This is a genomic window from Streptomyces sp. NPDC096136 (genome assembly GCF_044763325.1).
Taxonomy (GTDB): domain Bacteria; phylum Actinomycetota; class Actinomycetes; order Streptomycetales; family Streptomycetaceae; genus Streptomyces.
This window is the reverse complement of record NZ_JBIWFZ010000009.1, coordinates 202,848-222,387: the sequence shown is the minus strand read 5'-3', so window position 1 is coordinate 222,387 and position 19,540 is coordinate 202,848. Positions and strand designations below refer to the sequence as shown.

At 72.4% G+C, this 19,540-nt stretch carries 14 protein-coding genes, 3 tRNA genes and 1 pseudogene; 6 read left to right on the top strand and 12 right to left on the bottom strand.

Annotated features, from left to right (window positions below):
• Positions 1-69 precede the first annotated feature (69 nt).
• The 4 genes from ACIRBY_RS20810 to ACIRBY_RS20795 form a co-directional block, all read right to left on the bottom strand.
• The gene (locus tag ACIRBY_RS20810) at positions 70-1,287 is read right to left on the bottom strand and encodes a cupin domain-containing protein (protein ID WP_403902263.1); all 1,218 of its coding nucleotides are present in this window, start codon (positions 1,285-1,287) and stop codon (positions 70-72) included.
• Positions 1,284-3,944: a thiopeptide-type bacteriocin biosynthesis protein gene (locus ACIRBY_RS20805; protein WP_403902262.1), complete on the bottom strand. Its 2,661-nt coding sequence runs from the start codon at positions 3,942-3,944 to the stop codon at positions 1,284-1,286. Before ACIRBY_RS20805 ends, ACIRBY_RS20810 begins: the two co-directional genes overlap by 4 nt.
• 49 nt (positions 3,945-3,993) lie before the next feature.
• A complete protein-coding gene (locus ACIRBY_RS20800; protein WP_366453110.1) occupies positions 3,994-4,140 on the bottom strand; it encodes a hypothetical protein in 147 nt (48 codons plus the stop codon).
• Between the two features lie 541 nt (positions 4,141-4,681).
• Positions 4,682-5,668 carry a LuxR C-terminal-related transcriptional regulator gene (locus tag ACIRBY_RS20795; RefSeq protein ID WP_403902261.1) on the bottom strand — a complete coding sequence of 329 codons (987 nt, stop codon included), beginning with the start codon at positions 5,666-5,668 and terminating at the stop codon, positions 4,682-4,684.
• Between the two features lie 275 nt (positions 5,669-5,943).
• On the opposite strand from ACIRBY_RS20795, the gene ACIRBY_RS20790 reads away from it, so the two are divergent.
• Positions 5,944-6,144 (top strand): hypothetical protein, encoded by a 201-nt coding sequence (locus ACIRBY_RS20790; protein WP_403902259.1) that lies wholly within the window; start codon positions 5,944-5,946, stop codon positions 6,142-6,144.
• Positions 6,145-6,364: 220 nt separating this feature from the next.
• On the opposite strand, the gene ACIRBY_RS20785 is transcribed toward ACIRBY_RS20790, so the two are convergent.
• The 3 genes from ACIRBY_RS20785 to ACIRBY_RS20775 form a co-directional block, all read right to left on the bottom strand.
• A tRNA-Ile gene (locus ACIRBY_RS20785) sits at positions 6,365-6,441 on the bottom strand.
• Between the two features lie 184 nt (positions 6,442-6,625).
• A tRNA-Asn gene (locus tag ACIRBY_RS20780) sits at positions 6,626-6,698 on the bottom strand.
• Between the two features lie 5 nt (positions 6,699-6,703).
• A tRNA-Asn gene (locus ACIRBY_RS20775) sits at positions 6,704-6,776 on the bottom strand.
• Positions 6,777-6,922: 146 nt separating this feature from the next.
• On the opposite strand from ACIRBY_RS20775, the gene ACIRBY_RS20770 reads away from it, so the two are divergent.
• From ACIRBY_RS20770 to ACIRBY_RS20755, 4 genes are all read left to right on the top strand, one after another.
• A complete protein-coding gene (locus ACIRBY_RS20770) occupies positions 6,923-7,222 on the top strand; it encodes a YtxH domain-containing protein (protein ID WP_403902258.1) in 300 nt (99 codons plus the stop codon).
• A gap of 40 nt (positions 7,223-7,262) precedes the next feature.
• The gene (locus ACIRBY_RS20765; RefSeq protein WP_403902257.1) at positions 7,263-8,699 is read left to right on the top strand and encodes an FGGY-family carbohydrate kinase; all 1,437 of its coding nucleotides are present in this window, start codon (positions 7,263-7,265) and stop codon (positions 8,697-8,699) included.
• 187 nt (positions 8,700-8,886) lie between these two features.
• A complete protein-coding gene (locus ACIRBY_RS20760) occupies positions 8,887-10,620 on the top strand; it encodes an ABC transporter ATP-binding protein (RefSeq protein ID WP_403902255.1) in 1,734 nt (577 codons plus the stop codon).
• On the top strand, positions 10,617-12,539 hold the full coding sequence (locus tag ACIRBY_RS20755) for an ABC transporter ATP-binding protein (RefSeq protein WP_403902254.1): 1,923 nt from the start codon (positions 10,617-10,619) through the stop codon (positions 12,537-12,539). The genes ACIRBY_RS20760 and ACIRBY_RS20755 overlap by 4 nt, the downstream gene beginning before the upstream one ends.
• Positions 12,540-12,600: 61 nt before the next feature.
• On the opposite strand, the gene ACIRBY_RS20750 is transcribed toward ACIRBY_RS20755, so the two are convergent.
• The 5 genes from ACIRBY_RS20750 to ACIRBY_RS20730 all read right to left on the bottom strand — a co-directional run bounded on the left by ACIRBY_RS20750 (position 12,601) and on the right by ACIRBY_RS20730 (position 18,473).
• Positions 12,601-13,740 (bottom strand): RNA polymerase sigma factor, encoded by a 1,140-nt coding sequence (locus ACIRBY_RS20750; protein ID WP_403902364.1) that lies wholly within the window; start codon positions 13,738-13,740, stop codon positions 12,601-12,603.
• A 206-nt stretch (positions 13,741-13,946) separates the two neighbouring features.
• A complete protein-coding gene (locus ACIRBY_RS20745) occupies positions 13,947-14,621 on the bottom strand; it encodes a DUF6445 family protein (RefSeq protein WP_366453102.1) in 675 nt (224 codons plus the stop codon).
• A gap of 87 nt (positions 14,622-14,708) precedes the next feature.
• Complete coding sequence (locus tag ACIRBY_RS20740; protein ID WP_403902252.1) at positions 14,709-16,787, bottom strand: molybdopterin oxidoreductase family protein; 2,079 nt, start codon at positions 16,785-16,787, stop codon at positions 14,709-14,711.
• Positions 16,788-16,945: 158 nt separating this feature from the next.
• Positions 16,946-17,716 (bottom strand): glucose 1-dehydrogenase, encoded by a 771-nt coding sequence (locus tag ACIRBY_RS20735; RefSeq protein WP_403902251.1) that lies wholly within the window; start codon positions 17,714-17,716, stop codon positions 16,946-16,948.
• Between the two features lie 49 nt (positions 17,717-17,765).
• Entirely contained in the window at positions 17,766-18,473 is a 708-nt protein-coding gene (locus ACIRBY_RS20730; protein WP_403902250.1) for a vancomycin high temperature exclusion protein, read from the bottom strand.
• Between the two features lie 174 nt (positions 18,474-18,647).
• On the opposite strand from ACIRBY_RS20730, the pseudogene ACIRBY_RS20725 reads away from it, so the two are divergent.
• Positions 18,648-19,516, top strand: a pseudogene (locus ACIRBY_RS20725) (sirohydrochlorin chelatase).
• Positions 19,517-19,540 lie beyond the last annotated feature (24 nt).

Genomic DNA, 19,540 nt, shown 5'->3' with positions numbered 1-19,540 from the left:
CGGGCGACCGGCTTCGCAAAGCCGGTCGCCCGCCCGGTCCACGCGGCCCTCGACAGGCGTCGAACCGGGTCAGAAGGTGAGGAGTCCCTCGCGGAGGAAGGTCTGCAGCAGGAGCATGCGACCCGGCTGGTCCAGGCGGCCCGGCAGGTCGGCGGCGCTGAAGGCGCCGCCCTGGTGCCCGGCGAGCCAGCGGACCTCCCGCTCGACCTGCCGCGGCAGGGCCACGGACTTGTTGTGGAACGCCACGGTCACCCGGGTGTCCGTGACCGCGGTGTGCGAGACGACTCCCGGCCGCCGCCGTACCGGCGTGGCAGGTGTCAGATCGCGGACGCGCTCCAGGTCGAGCAGATGTCCGCCGAGGGAAGGCGAGTTGACCGACACGGACTGCGTCACCGTCTCTTCGATCGCCCGCTCCGCGGACAGCCCTTCCTGGAGGACCCCCACGAGCTGCCGCAGGCGCTCCACGGCAGCGCGCTGGATGTCTTCGTCACCGGCGAGACCGGCCGGAACGCCCTGCCGGAACCGGACGTCCTCGTCGAAGAGCTTCTCCATCGCGCTCTGCAGGACGTTCGCCCAGCGGAGCGAATGGACACCGATGGTCAGGTGGACGGACGCCTCGTCGTTCGACGTGGCCGCGTGCACCACGCCGCGGGGGAGGTAGAGGAAGTCCCCGCGCTTCAGCGTGAGCTCCCGCTCGGGTACCGCGTCACCCGGGATCTCGTCCCCGAACTTCGGCCGTCCGGCCAACGGCAGCTCATAGGGAGCGCCGTAGAGCCTCCACTGCTTGCTGCCGTGGACCTGGGCCACGAGGACGTCGTGGGTGTCGTAGTGGGGCTTGAAGCCCTGCGCCTTGCCGGCGGGCGTCAGGTAGACGTTGACCTGGAACCCGGCGCCGAGCTCGGCCCCGAGGGCGTGGGTCAGCCTCTGCAGCGGCGCCCAGCGGTCGTCCAGGGAGTTCAGGACGACCGTGGATCCCCGCCGGTAGTGGTCGTAGATCGCTTCCAGCGTGTTGGCGCGGCCATGGGGCCCTCGCTGCGCCATCGCCTCGATCGGCGTCTCCTCGCCGTCCACCACGACACGGATGGTCTCGAAGCCGGGACCGGCCATCATCAGGAGCCGGTCCACATCGTCGAGCGTGAGCAGGTCGCCGTAGTGGTCCGGGGCATCCCGCTCGATGTGGAGGGGCTCCTTCTCCCAGTGATCGCGGAGGAAGAGCTCGGGTTCCACCGGGTCGATCAGGCGGGACAGGCCGAAGACGGCTTCGGGTGACGTCTCGTGACTGCTCATGTTCTTCCATCCTCCTGTTCATCGCCTCGGGGTACCGCCCGGGCGCGTTGTTCCAGCAGCTTGCGGACGGTCACGTCGTAGGCGAGCCGTTCCAGGCGTTGTACGTCGAGTGGGAAAAGGCGATTCATATGCATGTGGACGACCGAACGGAAGATCTCCTCTGCGACGGCCTCCGGAATCGGAGCCCCGTCGTGCGTGCTCCGCCGGAGCCTGCCCAGTACCGCAAGGATCTGTCCGGAGGTGGTGTGCTCCGCGAGGAAGGCGTCGAGCGGTTCCCGCACGTCCCGGAAGTACGTGCCGTATCTGCTCCCCAGCCGTCCGCCCTTCTCCCGCGGGCCGACCCGACGGCGCAGGACACCGATCAGCTGCTCTTCGCTCGGCGAATCGCCGTAGAATCCCCGAACCCAGCCGAGAAGGGCGGATACGGCGTGAAAGAGCCGGAGCTCTTCCGAGGGTGATTCCGCCAGCAGGTCGCTGACCAGGTCGCTGTCGAGGGCGAACAGCTCCTCCGCGAGGGAGATGCCCTGCGGGCCCCCGTATCGCACGGTTTCCGGCACGTAGCGGTCCGTACACGCTCTGCTGACGAGTCCCTGGGCGCGGAGCTCCTGGCCGAGCCCTTCAAGTGCCATGAAGACGGCCGCGCGGTCTGCTGCGCATGCGGGGCGTACGCGGAGGCGCACATGATGTCCGCCTTCGCCGTAACGGAGGAAGAACCAACTCGACACTTGTCCGCGCGAGCGCAGCCGGTCGACCCGGCTCCTCGCCCGCACGATCACCGAGTCCGCGGTGAAACTGCTGCAGTAGTACTTCCAATAGACCCATTCGTCCCCTGGAACAGGAGCGGCGAACACGGTGCGTCCGCGTGTACCGGCAGGCCGCGGTCCCTTCAAGGGGATGCAGACCTCCGCCACATGGCGGCCGCGCGGGCCGCTCACGGCCGGGCTCTCCACCTGGGGAACCTCACTGAACGCGAGTCGCCCCCGGCCGGCCGCCTTCTCGACGACGGCCTTCACGGCCCGCGGGGAGTCGAGGTCGACGGCCAGTACACGGTCTCCCGTGCCGCATCCGACCCAACGCCGGTCACCCAACCCCGGAAGCAGGTCACGCAGGACCGCCGCGGGGTTCGCCGAAGCGATCAGGCGCCGAACGCTTTCGGGCCCGACCGTCCAGCGTTCCGGGCGGACGATGACCCGGCCGCAGGTCACACGGGGCAAGTGGGAGAGCATGGACAGTCCTCCCCAGTGCCACCCCACCGACCGAACGCCGCTGATGTGGGCGAGGAGGCGGAACTGCGGATCGTTCGCCCGAAAGTCCACGGAGTGGGTCGAGTTGAGCTCCAGGACCACGCGACGGCCCGAAGCCGCCTCGCGCAGGGTGAAGCCGCGCTCGCCGAGGCTCAGCCGTAGCGAGCCCAGGTCCAGCGCGCCGCCTTCCGCGCCTCTCAGCGCGAGCGCCCGGGCATGGACGGCAGGCCGGAGGAGGACGTTGCCGATCCGTCCCCCCGGTGTGTGCACCAGCTCGGCGACGATCGGATCGTCGTCCTCGTGCCCCGCGGCGGCGAGCCACTGGTGCAGGGCCTGCTCGCGTTCCGGCCGCGACACGGCGAACCTGGCCAACGAGGCCAGGGGCGCCCGCTCCTGCCCGCTGAGCAGGACGGCGTCGAAGGCGTTCTCGTGGTTGTCCAGCAGTGCCGCCTGGACCGACCTGGCCACGCCGCGCTCCGCTGCCGGATGCGCCTCGATGTCGTAGGGCCGACCCGTCTCACGCCAGTGGTCGTAGGCGCGGAGGGCCGCCTCGGGCACACGCACCTCCCTGCGGGAGGTCCCCGGCCCGACCACTCCGGCCCTGCCGGCGAGCGCCGAACCCGCCGAGAGGGTCGTGTCCATGAGACCGGTGCGGAAGTCCAGCACCTCTCCCAGCGGGACCTCACCGCCCTCGTAACGGCGTTGGAATTCCTCCCGGAAGTCGGCGAGGGGATCCGGCTCGGCAAAAAGGATCTGGAGGCGGCGCAGGGTCCGGTCGAGCGACTCGACCAGTTCGCTCTCGACGTTGCTCCGAGTCGTCGTGAAGTCCAGATCGACATGGAAGCGAGCCTTGTCAGGTATTTTCGCAATGCCAGGAATTCCGCACGCCTCCCAGGCGGAATTCAGGCGGCCCGTGGAGACCTGTACAGCCGGCCGGGGGCCACAGACGGCCGAGACGAGACGCTGCAGGGAATCCGCCGCTTCCGAAGCGCCGTGGCTGCGAAGAATTCGCAGCGCAAGCTCGTGCGGTTCGCGGCCGGGTTCGAGCAGTCGAGGACTCTGACGCCCAGTGGCGGAGGTGACCACGGCCTCAAGCGCCGCCATGTCGATCCGGACGAAGGCCTGGTGCTCTGCGCGGTCCGCAAGCGTCAGCGACCGGTTCTCGGCCGTCTGCACGAACGCGGTGCCGGCCAGCAGGCCGAACGGCGTGGCCCGACTCGCCATCCTGGTCGCGTACCGTTCCACCGCCGCGCTCGCGTTGCGACCCGAACCCGCGGTCAGCGCGGTACCGGCCGCCAGGCCGATCGCCTGTTCGATGAATTCATCGGCCAGGCGACCGGCCCCGAAAGCCGGCCCTGAAATCTCGTCGACGCTCAGGCTGGCTGCCCTAAGGAGTACGACGGTTGATTCCATTACTCGACTTCCTTTACTTGCCGATCAACACGAGGAGAACGGGGTGGATTTACCAGTCCCGGTCGTCCACGCCATCCTCGTTCCAGTGGGCGAGGGAGAAGTCCCGGCCTCCCCGGTCGGCGTCGTTCGGCGTCACCACACCGGTCGGGTAGGCGATTTCGATGCTCGAAGCATCGAGCGAGTACTCCTCGTTCATGAGTGCTCCCCCTTCTGAATGGCGGCCGCAAGCCAACCCTGCGGCCCTTCGATCTCGATTCTGTTCCCCGCCCCGCGACGCCACCAGGCACTCCGAGAGGCAGACTCTCCGGCGAAGTCACCGGCGGGATGAACGATGCTGCCGGGGCCTGCGCAGACAAGCGGCGCGGACCGCAGTCCCTCGCAATCGACCTGGAGGGCTTCGGCGCCGACGGCCGCCGAGACGCAGGCCGAGAGCGGACAACGGGCCCTGCGCCCGGGGCGGTTGCGACGGCGGCGTGAAGCGGTACAGCAGCCGCAACGGGTGCCGCGGGCGGGCTCACGCCCGGTGGGCGGACTCCGTCGGCCGGGGCTGGTCGAGGCACGGCGTCCAGGACACGGCCACGCTGACGAGCGCCGCGTCCGGCTCCGCCTTCCAGCCGGCCTGTGGCGGTACCCCTCCCCCGCTCAGGCTTCGACGCCCTGTCAGGAGCCGGGACTCCTGACAGGGCAGCCGGAACCGGTTCCGCAGCGACCTCGCCCGACCCCTTCCGGGGCCGGTGTCAGAGCCAGCCCCGCTGGGCGGCCCTCAGGCCCGCCTCGAAGCGGCTGGTGGCGTTGAGGCGTTCCATCAGCCCGGACATCTGGCGGCGGACGGTCCGCAGGGAGACCCCGAGCCGCTTGCCGGCGGCCTCGTCGGTCATGCCGGAGGCCAGCAGCTTGAGGAGTTCCCGCTCGCCGGCGGTGATGCCGTCCTCCGGGGCCTGCTCGCGGGCGGCGCCGAGCGGGACGGCGGTCTCCCAGGTCTGCTCGAAGAGGGTGACGAGGGAGGCCACGATGCCGGGGGCGGTGGTGCACAGCGCACCCAGCCGGGAGTTCGCGGGGTCGATGGGGACCACGGCGGTCTTCCGGTCGAAGATCACCAGACGGGGCGGCAGGACCGGGCTGGTGCGCACCTGTCCGCCCCGGTCGGTGGTCCACTGGGCGTAGGCCAGGGTGGCCTGGTCGTTGCGGGCGCTGTCCTGGTAGACGACCCGCATCTGGATGCCGCGGGCCAGCGCCTCCTCGTCCAGCGGCTTCGACGCGTCCATGCTGGCCTGGGACTGGGCGCCGCCCGGCATGATCGCCAGGCATTCCGCGGCCAGCCCGCGGCCGAGGACCTCCAGCCGGGACTGGATGGCGTCGAGGCCCACGAGCCGCTCCGCCCCGTCGGTCTCGGTGTTCGGCCGCAGCCCCGCGAACTCGGCGACGGCGCGGGCCGCTGCCGCCTTGCTCAGCGCCAGCTCCTGCTGGCGGCGGAGCAGGTCCTCCTCCTGGCGGCGCAGGATCTGCTCCAGCCCCGCCTCGGGGCTGACGGCCCGCAGGCCGCCCGCGTTCTCCCGGGACGGAGTGAGCAGGTCCAGGTCGACGAGCCGGTCCAGCCCCTCGCGTACCTGGGCCTCGGCCATGTCGAGGCGGGCGCACAGCTCCGCCACTCCCCCCGTCGGATCCGCGAGCATCTCGCGGTAGACGGCCTCCACGTGCGTGTCCAGTCCCAATGCTTCCAGCATCTGTGCCCCCCGGCCCGGATCCTGACGGCGGACGACCGTCCGCCGACTCGAGCGATCTTAAAGGTGTGCAGGTCGGAGGCCCTAGGCGACATCATGGTGTCAGTCACTTTGGTGCCATCCGGGACCCCTTCTGCGGGCTCCCGCGGACCAGCAGGATGGTGTTCACCGGGACGGCGGGGCACGGAGCCCCACCCCAGGCCAGGGCCGCGAGGCCGGACCGGTACAGCGCGCAAGCCCACCGCTCCAGCCGACCGTGCCCGTCCCAGGGGGATTCCATGTCTCGCACCGCCCGCCTCGTCACCGCCGCCGCCCTCACCGCCCTGCTGTCCGCCGCCGCGACCGCCACGGCCACCGCCTCGGAGCAGACCCCGGGCGTCATCGGCTGGGACTCGGTCCGCGCCTCGGCCCCGGCCACCGCGAAGGTGATCGGCTGGGACTCGGCCCCGATGGACAAGAAGGTCATCGGCTGGGACTGACCGCCCCCTCACCACCCCCTGCGGTGGAGACGACGCGCGACGGCATACGAAGGCGGCCCCCCGGGGCCGCCTTCGCCGCGTTGCGGCACACGGGCCATGGCGCGCATCACACACCGGCCGGACCGGGCGCCCGGCCCCGGACGCAGAAGTGCCCCGCCCGGATCTCCCGGGTCGGGGCACTGATCGCGCTGGTCGCAACGTTTCTGCGACACGGGCCTCGTGGTGGGGCGGGTGGGACTCGAACCCACGGCCGACGGATTATGAGTCCGCTGCTCTAACCGGCTGAGCTACCGCCCCTTCACGGCGTGGCGCGTACATGTGTGCGCGCCGTCTGCCGCAGCATAGCCGCTCATACGATCTCCTGCTTCGGATGCCCCGCATGATCGGCTTCGCATGTCCAGAGAGACCGCGCTGGAGGCTGCCCGGTTCCGGGTCCGGGGCAAAAAGAAAGAGGACCCGACCGGGTCCTCTCCTCTTCTTGCTCCCCCGACTGGACTCGAACCAGTAACCTGCCGGTTAACAGCCGGCTGCTCTGCCAATTGAGCTACAGGGGACCGCGCTCCCCCGACTGGACTCGAACCAGTAACCTGCCGGTTAACAGCCGGCTGCTCTGCCAATTGAGCTACAGGGGATTGCTGCGGTGCCACGAACAGCCCACCTCCGGCCTTGCCGGGGGGCGAGCGCCCGTTGCGAGTCATAGATTAGCGCAAGCAGGGGGGTGCTCCGCCAATCGGTATCGCCAGCCGGCCGGGCACCGACACGACGAAGGGTGGCAGGCATGCGGTACAAGGTCACGTTCCTCGCCGGAGTGGCCCTCGGCTACGTGGTGGGAACCGCCGCGGGGCGGGAGCGGTACGAGCAGATGAAGAAGTCCGTCCGGCGCTTCGCGCAGAACCCGGTGGTGCGCAACGCCGCCGAGACGGCGGGGCAGAACGGGCGGGCGTTCGCGGGGAAGGCGTTCACCGCCGTCGGCGGCAAGGTCGGCGACGCCCTGCCGCCCTCCGTGGCCCGGCGGGTGCCCGGACTGCGGGAGCGGGGGCAGGGGTCCGAGGACGAGTGGGGAACCAGCAACACCTGACCCTCCTGGCAGGGCCGTTCGGTGGGGCAGAATTCTCCGCATGGGGATAGTCGCCGGGCTGGACAGCTCTTCCACCTTCACTCGCATCGTCGTCTGCGACACGGACACGGGCGCCGTGCTGCGCCAGGGCTACGCACCCCATCCGCAGCCGGCGGGCGAGGCGGTCCCGCACGAGACCGACCCGCAGGCCTGGCTGCTCTCCCTCGGCGAGGCCGCCGGCGGCGGGCTGCTGGAGGGCGTCCAGGCCATCGGGGTCTCCGCGCGGCGCGGCCTGCTGGCACTGGACGCACAGGGCGGGCCGGTCGGGCCCGCGCTGGTCGGCAACGACCGGCGCGGGCAGGTCGCCGCCGCCGACCTGGTCGAGGCGCTCGGCGGCAAGGCCGCCTGGACGGCGGCCGTGGGCTCGGTCCCGCACCCCGCGCAGCCGATCGTGAAGCTCGCCTGGCTGGCCCGTACCGACCCCGAGGCCGCGCGCCGGGTGGCGGTGCTGATGTCCCCGCACGACTGGCTCGTCTGGCAGTTGCTGGGCCGGCCCGCCCGCCGCACCACCGACCGGGCCGACGCCTCCGGGACCGGGTACTGGTCGGCGGCCACCGGCTCCTACCGGCCGGACCTGGTCGAGCTGGCGCTCGGGCACCAGGCGCTGCTGCCCGAGGTGCTCGGCCCGTGCGACGCCGCCGGGATGACCCCGGAGGGGCTGCTGATCTCCGCCGGGACCGGGGAGACCACGGCGGCCGTGCTCGGGCTGGGCCTGGGGCCGGGGGACGCGGTGGTCTCGCTGGGGGCCACCGGTTCGGTGATGGCCGTGCACCACGAGGCGCTGTCCGAGCCGGGCGGCCTGGTCACCTCCCTCGCCGACGCCGGCGGCATGCACCTGCCGGTGGTGAACACCTCCAACGCCGTACGGACCCTGCGCGGCACCGCCGACATGCTGGGAACCGACCTGGAGGGGCTGAGCGCGCTCGCGCTGAAGTCGACGCCGGGCGCCCACGGGCTCGTGCTCCTGCCGTACCTGGAGGGGGAGCGCACCCCGAACCTGCCGCACAGCGCCGGGACCCTCTCGGGGCTGCGCCGGGACTCGATGAAGCCGGAGCACCTGGCGCGGGCCGCGTTCGAGGGGATGCTGTGCGGGCTGGTCGACGCCCTCGACGTGCTGCGGCACCGGGGCGTGGGGATCCGGCGCGTGTTCCTGCTGGGCGCGGTGGCCGAGCTGCCCGCCGTACAGGCCGCCGCTCCGGGGCTGTTCGGGACGCAGGTCGTCGTGCCCGCCCCGGCGGACTACGCGGCGCTGGGCGCGGCCCGGCAGGCGGCGTGGGCGCTCGGGGTGCAGCAGGGCACGCTGGCCCCGCACACCCCGCCGCTGTGGCCGGCGTCGGCCGCGCAGGTCTTCGAGCCGGGCGAGGAGTTCGCGGCCTGGCAGGCGGTGCGCCACCAGTACGTCGCGACGCGGGAGCAGCTGCACCCGGGGGCCTTCTGAGCGGGAAGTGACAGCATGCGCGCCCGGTCCGCAAGGCCTTGCGCGTGCGGGTTCTGGCAGCAAGGGGACCTTGGCATGAAGAGGCCTCCTCCTTTTGACCCGGTTTTGCGAAAAGCGGTAGGGATCAAGCCTGCGCTTGGCACAAGATGGAGTGAACCCCCTCGATCTTGCCTACCGGAGCCTGCGCGTGCTCATACGACTTCTGCGGACGTACCTGCGTCCGCACCGGAAACCCATCGCCGCACTGGTGCTGCTGCAACTCCTGCAGACCAGTGCGAGCCTCTACCTGCCCACGCTCAACGCCGACATCATCGACCACGGTGTCGTCAGCGGTGACACGGGTTACATCCTGCGCTTCGGCGCACTGATGCTCGGTGTCTCGCTCGTCCAGCTCGTCTGCAACGTCGGGGCCGTCTACTTCGGTGCGCGGACCGCCGCCGCGCTGGGCCGCGACCTCCGCGCCGCCGTCTTCGACCGGGTGCAGAGCTTCTCCGCCCGCGAGCTGGGCCAGTTCGGCGCACCGTCGCTGATCACCCGTACGACCAACGACGTCCAGCAGGTCCAGATGCTGGCGCTGCTGACCTTCACGCTGATGGTCTCGGCGCCGATCATGTGCATCGGCGGCATCGCCATGGCGCTCTCCCTGGACGTGAAGCTGTCGGGCGTGCTGCTCGCCGTGGTCCCGGTGCTGGGCATCTCGGTCGGCGCGATCGTCTGGAGGACGCGCCCGCTGTTCCGCCGGATGCAGGAGCGTCTCGACGTGGTCAACCGGGTGCTGCGCGAGCAGATCACCGGCAACCGCGTGATCCGCGCCTTCGTCCGCGACGGCTACGAGGAGGAGCGTTTCCGCGGGGCGAACACCGAGCTGACCGGCGTCTCGCTGGCCTCGGGCCGGCTGCTCGCGCTGATGTTCCCCGTCGTCATCCTGGTCGTGAACATCTCCAGCGTGGCCGTCATCTGGTTCGGCGCGATGCGCGTGGACGGCCGGGAGATGGAGATCGGCCAGCTGACGGCCTTCCTCGCCTACCTGATGCAGATCGTGATGGCCGTGATGATGGCCACCTTCATGTTCATGATGGTGCCGCGCGCCGAGGTCTGCGCGGAGCGCATCCAGGAGGTCCTGGACACCGAGTCCAGCGTGGTCCCGCCCGCGGACCCGGTGCGTTCGGTGTCCCTGCGCGGCCGGCTGGAGCTGCGCGGCGCCGACTTCCACTACCCGGGCGCCGAGGTGCCGGTGCTGCGCGGGGTGGACCTGGTGGCCCGCCCCGGCGAGACCACGGCGGTGATCGGCTCCACCGGCAGCGGGAAGTCCACCCTGCTGGGCCTGGTGCCGCGGCTGTTCGACGCGACCGGCGGCGAGGTGCTCGTCGACGGCGAGGACGTGCGCCGGCTGGACCCGCAGCTGCTGGCCCGGACGGTCGGCATGGTGCCGCAGAAGCCGTACCTGTTCTCCGGCACCGTGGCCTCGAACCTGCGCTACGGGCGTCCGGACGCGACGGACGAGGAGCTGTGGCGGGCCCTGGAGGTGGCCCAGGCCAAGGAGTTCGTCTCCGAGCTGGAGCACGGCCTCGAAGCGCCCATCACCCAGGGCGGGACGAACGTCTCCGGCGGCCAGCGCCAGCGCCTGGCGATCGCCCGCACGCTGGTGCAGCGCCCGGAGATCTACCTCTTCGACGACTCATTCTCGGCCCTGGACTACGCGACGGACGCGGCGCTGCGCGCGGCTCTGGCCCGTGAGACGGAGGAGGCGACGGTGGTCATCGTCGCCCAGCGGGTCTCCACGATCCGCGACGCCGACCGGATCATCGTCCTCGACGAGGGCCAGGTGGTCGGCGAGGGCCGTCACCACGAGCTGATGGCCGGCAACGAGACCTACCGGGAGATCGTGCTCTCCCAGCTGACGGAGGCGGAGGCCGCATGAGCGGGCCCGGAGGACGGATGATGACGGGCTCGCCCCAGAGGTCCATGGACTTCAAGGGGTCGGGCAAGCGGCTGCTGGGGCAGCTGGCGAAGGACAAGGCGAAGCTGTGGGGCATGGTCGCGGCCGTGGTCGGCAGCGTCGGCTGTTCGGTGGTCGGGCCGAAGATCCTGGGCGAGGCCACGGACCTGGTGTTCGCGGGGATCGTCGGCCGGGAGATGCCCGAGGGCCTCACCAAGGAGCAGGCGCTGGAGGGACTGCGCGCGCAGGGGCACGGCGGCATGGCGGACATGCTGGCGAGCACCGACTTCACGCCGGGCGAGGGCATCGACTTCGGCGCCGTCGGGGTCGTGTCGCTCTGGGCGCTGGCGGTCTTCGTCATGGCGGCCCTGCTGATGCTGGTCGCGACGAGGCTGTCGAACCTCGTGCAGAACGGCATGGTGTACCGGATGCGCGAGGAGCTCCAGGCCAAGCTGTCGCGGCTGCCGCTGTCGTACTTCGACCAGCAGAAGCGCGGCGAGGTGCTGAGCCGGGCGACGAACGACATCGACAACATCGGGCAGACGCTCCAGCAGACGTTGGGTCAGCTGATGAACTCGCTGCTGACGATCGTCGGCGTGCTGGCGATGATGTTCTGGATCTCGCCGCTGCTGGCGCTGGTCGCGCTGGCGACCGTACCGGTGGCCATGGTGGTCGCGGCGAAGATCGGCAAGAAGTCGCAGCCGCAGTTCGTGGCCCAGTGGAAGAGCACCGGCGCGCTGAACGCCCACATCGAGGAGATGTACTCCGGCCACGCGCTGGTGAAGGTCTTCGGGCGGCAGAAGGAGTCGGCGGAGGTCTTCGCCGAGCAGAACGAGGAGCTGTACCGGGCCTCGTTCAAGGCGCAGCTGGTCAGCGGCATCATGCAGCCGGTGATGTTCTTCGTCTCGAACATCAACTACGTGCTGGTGGCGGTCGTCGGCGGTCTGCGGGTGGCCTCGGGCACCCTGTCGATCGGTGACGTGCAGGCGTTCATCCAGTACTCGCGCCAGTTCTCGATGCCGTTGACGCAGGTGGCGTCGATGGCGAACCTGGTGCAGTCCGGCGTCGCCTCGGCGGAGCGGGTGTACGAGCTGATGGACGCGCCCGAGCAGGAGCCGGACGCCGAGGTGCCGGAGCGCCCGCAGGAGCTGCGCGGACAGGTCGTCCTCGACAAGGTGGCCTTCCGCTACGAGCCGGACAAGCCGCTGATCGAGAACCTGTCGCTGCGCGTGGAGCCGGGCCAGACGGTCGCGATCGTCGGCCCCACCGGCGCGGGCAAGACCACGCTGGTCAACCTGCTGATGCGGTTCTACGAGGTCACCGGCGGCGAGATCGCCCTCGACGGGGTGGACATCGCGAAGATGACCCGCGAGGAGCTGCGCTCCGGGATCGGCATGGTCCTCCAGGACACCTGGCTGTTCGGCGGGACCATCGCGGAGAACATCGCGTACGGCGCCTCCCGCGAGGTCACGCGCGCCGAGATCGAGGAGGCCGCGCGGGCGGCGCACGCGGACCGGTTCGTCCGTACGCTGCCCGACGGCTACGACACGGTGCTCGACGACGAGGGCGCGGGCGTCAGCGCGGGCGAGAAGCAGCTGATCACGATCGCCCGGGCGTTCCTGTCGGACCCGGTGATCCTGGTGCTGGACGAGGCGACCAGCTCGGTGGACACCCGTACCGAGGTGCTGATCCAGAAGGCGATGGCCCGCCTGGCGCACGGCCGTACGTCGTTCGTGATCGCGCACCGCCTGTCGACGATCCGCGACGCCGACGTGATCCTGGTGATGGAGAGCGGCTCGATCGTGGAGCAGGGCACGCACCAGGAGCTGCTGGACGCGGACGGCGCGTACGCGCGGCTGTACGCGGCGCAGTTCGCGCAGGCGGTGGCCGAGGTCGACTGACCGGGTCACGCGCGAGCGGTGGGGGCGTCCTTCGGGGCGCCCCCTTCCCGTGGGGGCCCGGTCAGTCGAGGTAGCCGCGCAGCTGGTCCGCGAAGGCGTGGTCGCGGAGCTTGGCGAGGGTCTTGGACTCGATCTGGCGGATCCGTTCGCGGGTGACGCCGAAGATGCGGCCGATCTCCTCCAGGGTGCGCGGGCGGCCGTCGGCGAGCCCGTAGCGGAGCTGGACGACCTTGCGTTCGCGTTCGCCGAGGGTCGACAGGACGGCTTCGAGGTGTTCGCGCAGCAGGAAGAAGGCGGCGGACTCCATGGGGGAGGCGGCGTCGCCGTCCTCGATGAGGTCGCCGAGCGCGACGTCCTCCTCCTCGCCGACGGGGGCGTGCAGGGAGACCGGCTCCTGGGCGAGGCGCAGGACCTCCAGGACCCGTTCGGGGGTCAGTTCCAGGTGGAGGGCGACCTCTTCGGCGGTGGGCTCGTAGCCGCGTTCCTGGAGCATGCGGCGCTGGACGCGGACCACGCGGTTGATGAGTTCCACGACGTGGACGGGGACGCGGATGGTACGGGCCTGGTCGGCGAGGGCCCGTGACATCGCCTGGCGGATCCACCAGGTGGCGTAGGTGGAGAACTTGTAGCCGCGCGCGTAGTCGAACTTCTCGACGGCCCGGATCAGTCCGAGGTTGCCCTCCTGGACCAGGTCGAGCATGGTGAGCCCGCGGCCGACGTAGCGTTTGGCGACGGAGACGACGAGGCGCAGGTTGGACTCGATGAGCCTGCGTTTGGCCATCCGGCCCATGACGACGAGTTTGTCGAGGTCGACGGCGAGCTGGGAGCCGAGGTCGGCGGCGCCGCCGAGCCTCTCCTCGGCGAAGAGTCCCGCCTCCACCCGCCGGGCGAGTTCCACCTCCTCGGCGGCGGTGAGGAGGGGGATCCTCCCTATCTCGCGCAGGTACTGGCGGAAGAGGTCGGCGGAGGGTCCTCCCGCGGCCGGTCCCGCCGGCGACCGGCCGGGCTGCGGGGGTGCCGGCTCGATGAGTTCGAGCACCTCGGGCCCGTCGTCCCCGGCGTGCTCCGCGGCTGCGCGTGCGGCGGCGTCTGCGGTTTCGTCCACGGCCTCGACCTCGGCCTCTGCGGTTGCGACGGCGTCGGCGTGGAAGGGGCTGCCGGCGGGGTGGCTCACGTTCACGGTCAGGGTCCGGGTCTGCACGGGGGCGACCTCCAGGGGCTCCGAGGACGGTGGCACCGCACCTCAGTGTGGGGTACGACACATCGCCGCCACGAGGGGCGTGCGGGCATTTTCTGGGCCCGCTGCGTGACCGGATGGTTACCCCCCGGCGGCAACCCCGATGCGGATCGGACTCATGTCCGAGACGATCGGGGGCCGCCCGCGCCGGGCCCGTGCAGGGCGTCCGGTCAGGCCATCCAGAAGAAGACGGCCGTCATCCGCTTGTCCTCCAGGGTGGTGCCCCAGTAGCCGGTGGCGCTGTGGATCAGGTTGGCGGAGTAGAGCAGGAGGCGGTTGTAGCGGTGGGGGACGCGGAGGTCCTCGGTGAAGGAGTCCTCGGGGACGAAGCGGGTGCCGAGGGCGTCGACGAGGTTGTTGTGCGGGGCGAGGACCTGGTTGCCGCCGAGGACCCCGCCGGGGAGGCTCTGGCGGTAGAAGCTGGTGCCGCAGTCCTTGGGGATGCCGGGGGTGAGGTAGAGCACCGCGGCGTAGCGGCACACGGTCCGGGAGTCGGTGTGCGGGCGGGACTCGCACTCCCCCTCGCCGACGACCTGGACGCAGTTGTGGTTGAAGGTGCCGGCGCCGGCGGGGTCCTCGGCCCAGATCCGCTTCGCCCCGGTGGCCTGCCGCACCAGCTTCTCCACGTGGGCGAGCTCGTCCGGCTCCAGACCGGGCATGGCGCGCAGGCCGGGCCAGGGCTCGGGCTTGTGCGGGGCGCCCTGCACCCAGTCGCCCTTGGCGAGGCAGCGTTCCCGTACGGCGTCCACGTCGGGCAGGACGTTGTCCAGCACCCAGTAGTCGCGGCCGCGCGTGGGCTTGCGGTAGGGCAGCACGGGGAGGGTGTTCGGGGGTCGGAGTGACATGCGCGGAAGGCTAGTTGGGGCAGCTGTGAGGCTCCCCAAAGCGGGCGCCAAGACTGCGGCAAGAGATGGTCCGCGGCCGGACCGGCGCTAGGCCGGCTCCACGCGGACCGCGCAGACCTTGAACTCGGGCATCCGGGAGACGGGGTCCAGGGCGGGGTTGGTGAGGGTGTTGGCGCGGCCCTCGCCGTACCAGTGGAAGGGCATGAACACGGTGTCCGCCCGGATGGCGTCGGTGATCCGGGCCGGGGCCACCGCACGGCCGCGCCGCGAGGTGACGGCCAGCGGGGCGCCGTCGGCCACCCCGAGGCGGGCGGCGAGGCGCGGGTGGAGTTCCACGAAGGGGCCGGGCGCGGCCTCGTTGAGCTCGGGCACGCGGCGGGTCTGCGCCCCGGACTGGTACTGGGCGACGACCCTGCCGGTGGTGAGCAGCAGGGGGTATTCGGCGTCGGGGCTCTCGGCGGCCTCGCGGTGGGCGACGGGCGTGAAGCGGGCCCGGCCGTCCTCGGTGGCGAAGCGGTCGAGGAAGAGCCGGGGCGTTCCCGGGGAGCCCTCGGGGCAGGGCCAGAAGACGCCCTGTTCGGCGGTGATGCGGTCGTAGGAGATGCCGGAGTAGTCGGCGGGGCCGCCCTCGGAGGCGCGGCGCAGTTCCCCGAAGACCTCCTCGGGGTCGGTGGGGAACCCCTTCTCCACGCCGAGGCGGACGGCGAGGCCGTGCAGGACCTCCAGGTCGCTGCGGACGCCGGCGGGCGGGGTGAGGGCGCGGCGGCGCAGCAGGACGCGGCCCTCCAGGTTGGTGGTGGTGCCGGTCTCCTCCGCCCACTGGGTGACGGGCAGGACCACGTCGGCGAGGGCGGCCGTCTCGGAGAGGACGACGTCGGCGACGGCGAGGAAGTCCAGGGAGCGGACGCGTTCCTCGACGTGCGCGGCGCGGGGGGCGGAGACGACCGGGTTGGAGCCCATGAGCAGGAGGGCCTTCACGTCGGTGCCGAGGGCGTCGAGGAGTTCGTAGGCGCTGCGGCCGGGGCCGGGCAGGGTCTGCGGGTCGACGCCCCAGACCCGGGCGACGTGTTCCCGGGCGGCGGGGTCGGTGAGCTTGCGGTAGCCGGGGAGCTGGTCGGCCTTCTGGCCGTGTTCGCGGCCGCCCTGGCCGTTGCCCTGCCCGGTGAGGCAGCCGTAGCCGGAGAGGGGGCGGCCGGCGCGGCCGGTGGCGAGGCAGAGGTTGATCCAGGCGCCGACGGTGTCGGTGCCCTTGGCCTGCTGTTCGGGGCCGCGGGCGGTGAGCACCATGGCGGAGGAGGGGGCGCAGAACATCTCGACGGCGCGGCGCAGCCGGGGTACCGGGACGCCGGTGATCCGCTCGACGAGTTCGGGCCAGTGGGCCATCGCGGCGGCCCGGGCGTCCTCCCAGCCGGTGGTGCGGGCGGCGATGAACTCCGTGTCGGTGCGGCCCTCGGCGACGACGAGGTGCAGCAGGCCGAGGGCCAGGGCCAGGTCGGTGCCGGGGCGGGGGGCCAGGTGCAGGTCGGCGTGTTCGGCGGTGCGGGTGCGGCGGGGGTCCACGACGATGAGGGTGCCGCCGTTGGCCTTGAGCTCGGTGAGGTAGCGCAGGGCGGGGGGCATGGTCTCGGCGGGGTTGGAGCCGACGAGGATCACGCAGCCGGTGCGCGGGACGTCCTCCAGCGGGAAGGGCAGCCCGCGGTCGAGGCCGAAGGCGCGCTGGTGGGCGGCGGCGGCCGAGGACATGCAGAAGCGGCCGTTGTAGTCGATCTGCGAGGTGCCGAGGGCGACGCGGGCGAACTTCCCGAGGGCGTAGGCCTTCTCGTTGGTGAGGCCGCCGCCGCCGAAGACGCCGACCGCGTCGGGGCCGTGGGCGCGGCGGGTGCGGGCGAGGCCGGCGGCGACGGCGTCGAGGGCCTCCTCCCAGGTGGCCGGTACGAGCGGCCCGTCGGCGCGGGTACGGACCAGCGGCTCGGTGAGGCGCACCCGGGAGGAGAGCACGGCGGGGGCGGTGCGGCCCTTGCCGCAGAGCGCGCCCCGGTTCACGGGGAAGTCGGCCCGCTCCTCGACCGCGACGTCCTCGCCGTCGGGCCCGGGGCGCAGGTTCATGCCGCACTGCAGGGCGCAGTAGGGGCAGTGGGTGGGGATGGCTTCCTCGGTGCGGTGCATACGGGTCAGGGTGCGGGTGGGGTGTTACGCCGGGCCGCGCCGTTGCGTTACGGGCGGGGGTGCGGGGGCTCAGCGCGGGCGGACGGGGGCGGTGAGGCCCGGGCGGCGGGGGCCGGGGCTTCTCCCCGCCCCGCGCCGCGGCCCCGGGGCCGGGCCGGTTACCGGCCCGTCAGGTAGCGGACCGTCAGGCCCGCCGTCCAGCCGCCGTCGACGGCCAGCTCGGCGCCCGTCATGTAGGAGGCGGCGTCCGAGAGGAGGAAGGCGACGGCGGCCGCGATCTCCTCGGGAACGCCGACGCGGCCCAGCGGGGCGCCCGGGTAGTTGCCCTCCCCGGCCTGGATGCCCACCGGCGCCGTCATCGGGGTCAGGGTCATCCCCGGGTGGACCGAGTTCACCCGGATCCCCGCCTCCGCGAGCTCCACCGCACCGATCTTCGACAGTCCGCGCACGCCCCACTTGGAGGCGCCGTACCCGGCGGTCAGGGCCAGTCCGGTGAGCCCCGCGGCCGACGAGATGTTGACGATCGATCCGCCCCCGCCCGCCCGCAGCGGCGGGATCGCGGCCTTGATGCCGATGAACGTGCCGACCAGGTTGACCTCGACGCAGCGGCGGAAGTGCTCGACGCTCTCGTGCTCCAGGAACTGCCCGGTGGCGATGCCGGCGTTGTTGACCAGCCCGTCGAGCCGGCCGAACTCGGCGAGGGCGTGGTCCATTACCGCCTGCCAGTCGGCCTCGGCGGTGACGTCGTGGCGCAGGAAGCGGGCCGCGTCGCCGAGCTTCGCGGCGGTCTCGGCGCCCTCGGCCTCCAGCACGTCGGTGATCAGTACCCGGCCGCCGCCGTCGACGACGGCCTGCGCGGCGGCCGCGCCGAGGCCCCGGGCCCCTCCGGTGATGACGACGGCCTTGCCGCTCAGATCCACAACAGCCACGGTTCCACTCCCTCGGATATGACTAATCGGAATACCGGCGATCGCGGCGTCAGTCTGCCAGAGCGCCCAGCGCCCGCGACACCCCCTCCTCCTTGGGCCCGAGGAACCTGGGGGACGGCTCGAAGACGGCGTCGACGGCCGCCTTCCCGGCCGCGAAGACCTCGCGGACGCCGCCGTAGTACCAGGTGGCGTCGTGCGCGTTGTCGACGCCGACCCCGTACGCGTCGACGCCCGCGGCCCGGCACAGCGTGACCGCCCGGTGGATGTGGAAGCTCTGGCTGACCAGCACCGCCCGGCGCACCCCGAAGACCTCCCGGGCGCGGACGCAGGAGTCCCAGGTGTCGAAGCCGGCGAAGTCGCTGACGATCCGGGCGTCGGGAACCCCGTGCCCGGTGAGGTAGGTGCGCATCGCGTCGGGCTCGTCGTACTCGGTGCGGCTGTTGTCCCCGGTCACCAGGACGGCCTTCACCTTCCCGGCCCGGTACAGCTCGACGGCCGCGTCCAGGCGGGCCGCGAGGTAGGGGGTGGGCCGGCCGTCCCACAGCCCGGCCCCGAACACGACGGCCACCCCGGCGGCGGGCGCCCCCGTCGTGTCGCGCAGCCGGCCGGCGGCGGTGGCGTGGGTCCAGGCCGAGGGCAGCAGGGCCAGCACGCACAGCGCCATCACGGCCTGCACGGCCCGCCGCCGGGCCGCCACGGTGCGCGGCATCCGGTTGCGCAGGGCGCGCGCGATCCTGCTCGGGCGCGGTGTGCGCATGAACGTTCCCCCTGGTCGTCCCGCCGGGCGCGGTCGCCCGGCTCGCAGACCAGGACGCGCCGGGAGATCGCCCCGGTTTCAGCCCGGGGCGCCCGACCGGCGGTGTGAGGAGGCGGCAAACACCCGTCACCGCCGCGCAACGCACACGCAATCTGCGGCCCGCAGGATCGGTTCATGACGGAGCCGGTGCACCCTCCCGAAAGCCAGTCCCCCTTCTCCCCCTCCCTCCCCTTCGGCAGCGCGGCCGAGCTGCTGACCCGGATCACCGACCAGCTCGGCGCCCAGCTGAGCGGCGTGCGCCCGCCGCGCGCCCGGCCCCACGGAGCCCCCTCATGCACCCCACCCTCGTCGCCGTGGCCCACGGCAGCCGCGACCCCCGCGCCGCGCACACCGTCCTCGCCCTCCTCGAACGGGTCCGCGAGCTGCGTCCGCGTCTCGACGTCCGGCTCGGGCACGTCGAGCTGAACCGGCCGCTGCTCGCCGACACCCTGCGGGAGGCCACCGGCGCGGCGGTCCTCGTCCCCCTGCTGCTCGGGCGGGGGACCCACGTCAAACGGGACCTCCCCGCCGCCGCGGCCCGGGCCGGGCACCTGCGGACCCGGGTCGCGGCTCCGCTCGGCCCGCACCCGCTGCTGGTGGAGGCCCTGTTCGAGCGGCTGCTGGAGGCCGGCTGGCAGCCGGGCACGGCCGTCGTCCTGGCCTCGGCCGGCTCCCTCGACCCGGACTCCGCCGCCGACGCCCGCCGCGCCGCCGCCCTGCTCGCGGAGCGGATCGGCGGGGTGCCCGTGGTCACGGCGTACGCCTCGGCGGCCGCTCCGGGCGTGCCGGAGGCCGTACGGGCGCTCGCGGCGCGGGGCCACCGGGTCGCGGTGGCCTCGTACTTCGCCGCCCCGGGCCGCTTCGCCGCCGCGAGCGCGGCCGCCGCACCCGGTCCGGCGGCCGCCCCGCTGGGCGCCCACCCGGCCCTGGCCCGCCTCGTCCTGCACCGCTACGACGAGGCCCTGGCACGCCCGGCCCACCACCGGGAACTGGCCAGCGCCTGAGGGCGGGACGGGACCGGATCGCTC

What these genes read in the sequence shown, in the direction of transcription:
- ACIRBY_RS20770 (WP_403902258.1), top strand. Translation starts at nt 6,923, where the DNA reads ATGCGGTACAAGGTCACGTTCCTCGCCGGAGTGGCCCTCGGCTACGTG.
- ACIRBY_RS20795 (WP_403902261.1), bottom strand. Translation starts at nt 5,668, where the DNA reads ATGCTGGAAGCATTGGGACTGGACACGCACGTGGAGGCCGTCTACCGC.
- ACIRBY_RS20740 (WP_403902252.1), bottom strand. Translation starts at nt 16,787, where the DNA reads ATGCACCGCACCGAGGAAGCCATCCCCACCCACTGCCCCTACTGCGCC.
- ACIRBY_RS20755 (WP_403902254.1), top strand. Translation starts at nt 10,617, where the DNA reads ATGAGCGGGCCCGGAGGACGGATGATGACGGGCTCGCCCCAGAGGTCC.
- ACIRBY_RS20810 (WP_403902263.1), bottom strand. Translation starts at nt 1,287, where the DNA reads ATGAGCAGTCACGAGACGTCACCCGAAGCCGTCTTCGGCCTGTCCCGC.
- ACIRBY_RS20745 (WP_366453102.1), bottom strand. Translation starts at nt 14,621, where the DNA reads ATGTCACTCCGACCCCCGAACACCCTCCCCGTGCTGCCCTACCGCAAG.
- ACIRBY_RS20805 (WP_403902262.1), bottom strand. Translation starts at nt 3,944, where the DNA reads ATGGAATCAACCGTCGTACTCCTTAGGGCAGCCAGCCTGAGCGTCGAC.
- ACIRBY_RS20730 (WP_403902250.1), bottom strand. Translation starts at nt 18,473, where the DNA reads ATGCGCACACCGCGCCCGAGCAGGATCGCGCGCGCCCTGCGCAACCGG.
- ACIRBY_RS20790 (WP_403902259.1), top strand. Translation starts at nt 5,944, where the DNA reads ATGTCTCGCACCGCCCGCCTCGTCACCGCCGCCGCCCTCACCGCCCTG.
- ACIRBY_RS20800 (WP_366453110.1), bottom strand. Translation starts at nt 4,140, where the DNA reads ATGAACGAGGAGTACTCGCTCGATGCTTCGAGCATCGAAATCGCCTAC.
- ACIRBY_RS20765 (WP_403902257.1), top strand. Translation starts at nt 7,263, where the DNA reads ATGGGGATAGTCGCCGGGCTGGACAGCTCTTCCACCTTCACTCGCATC.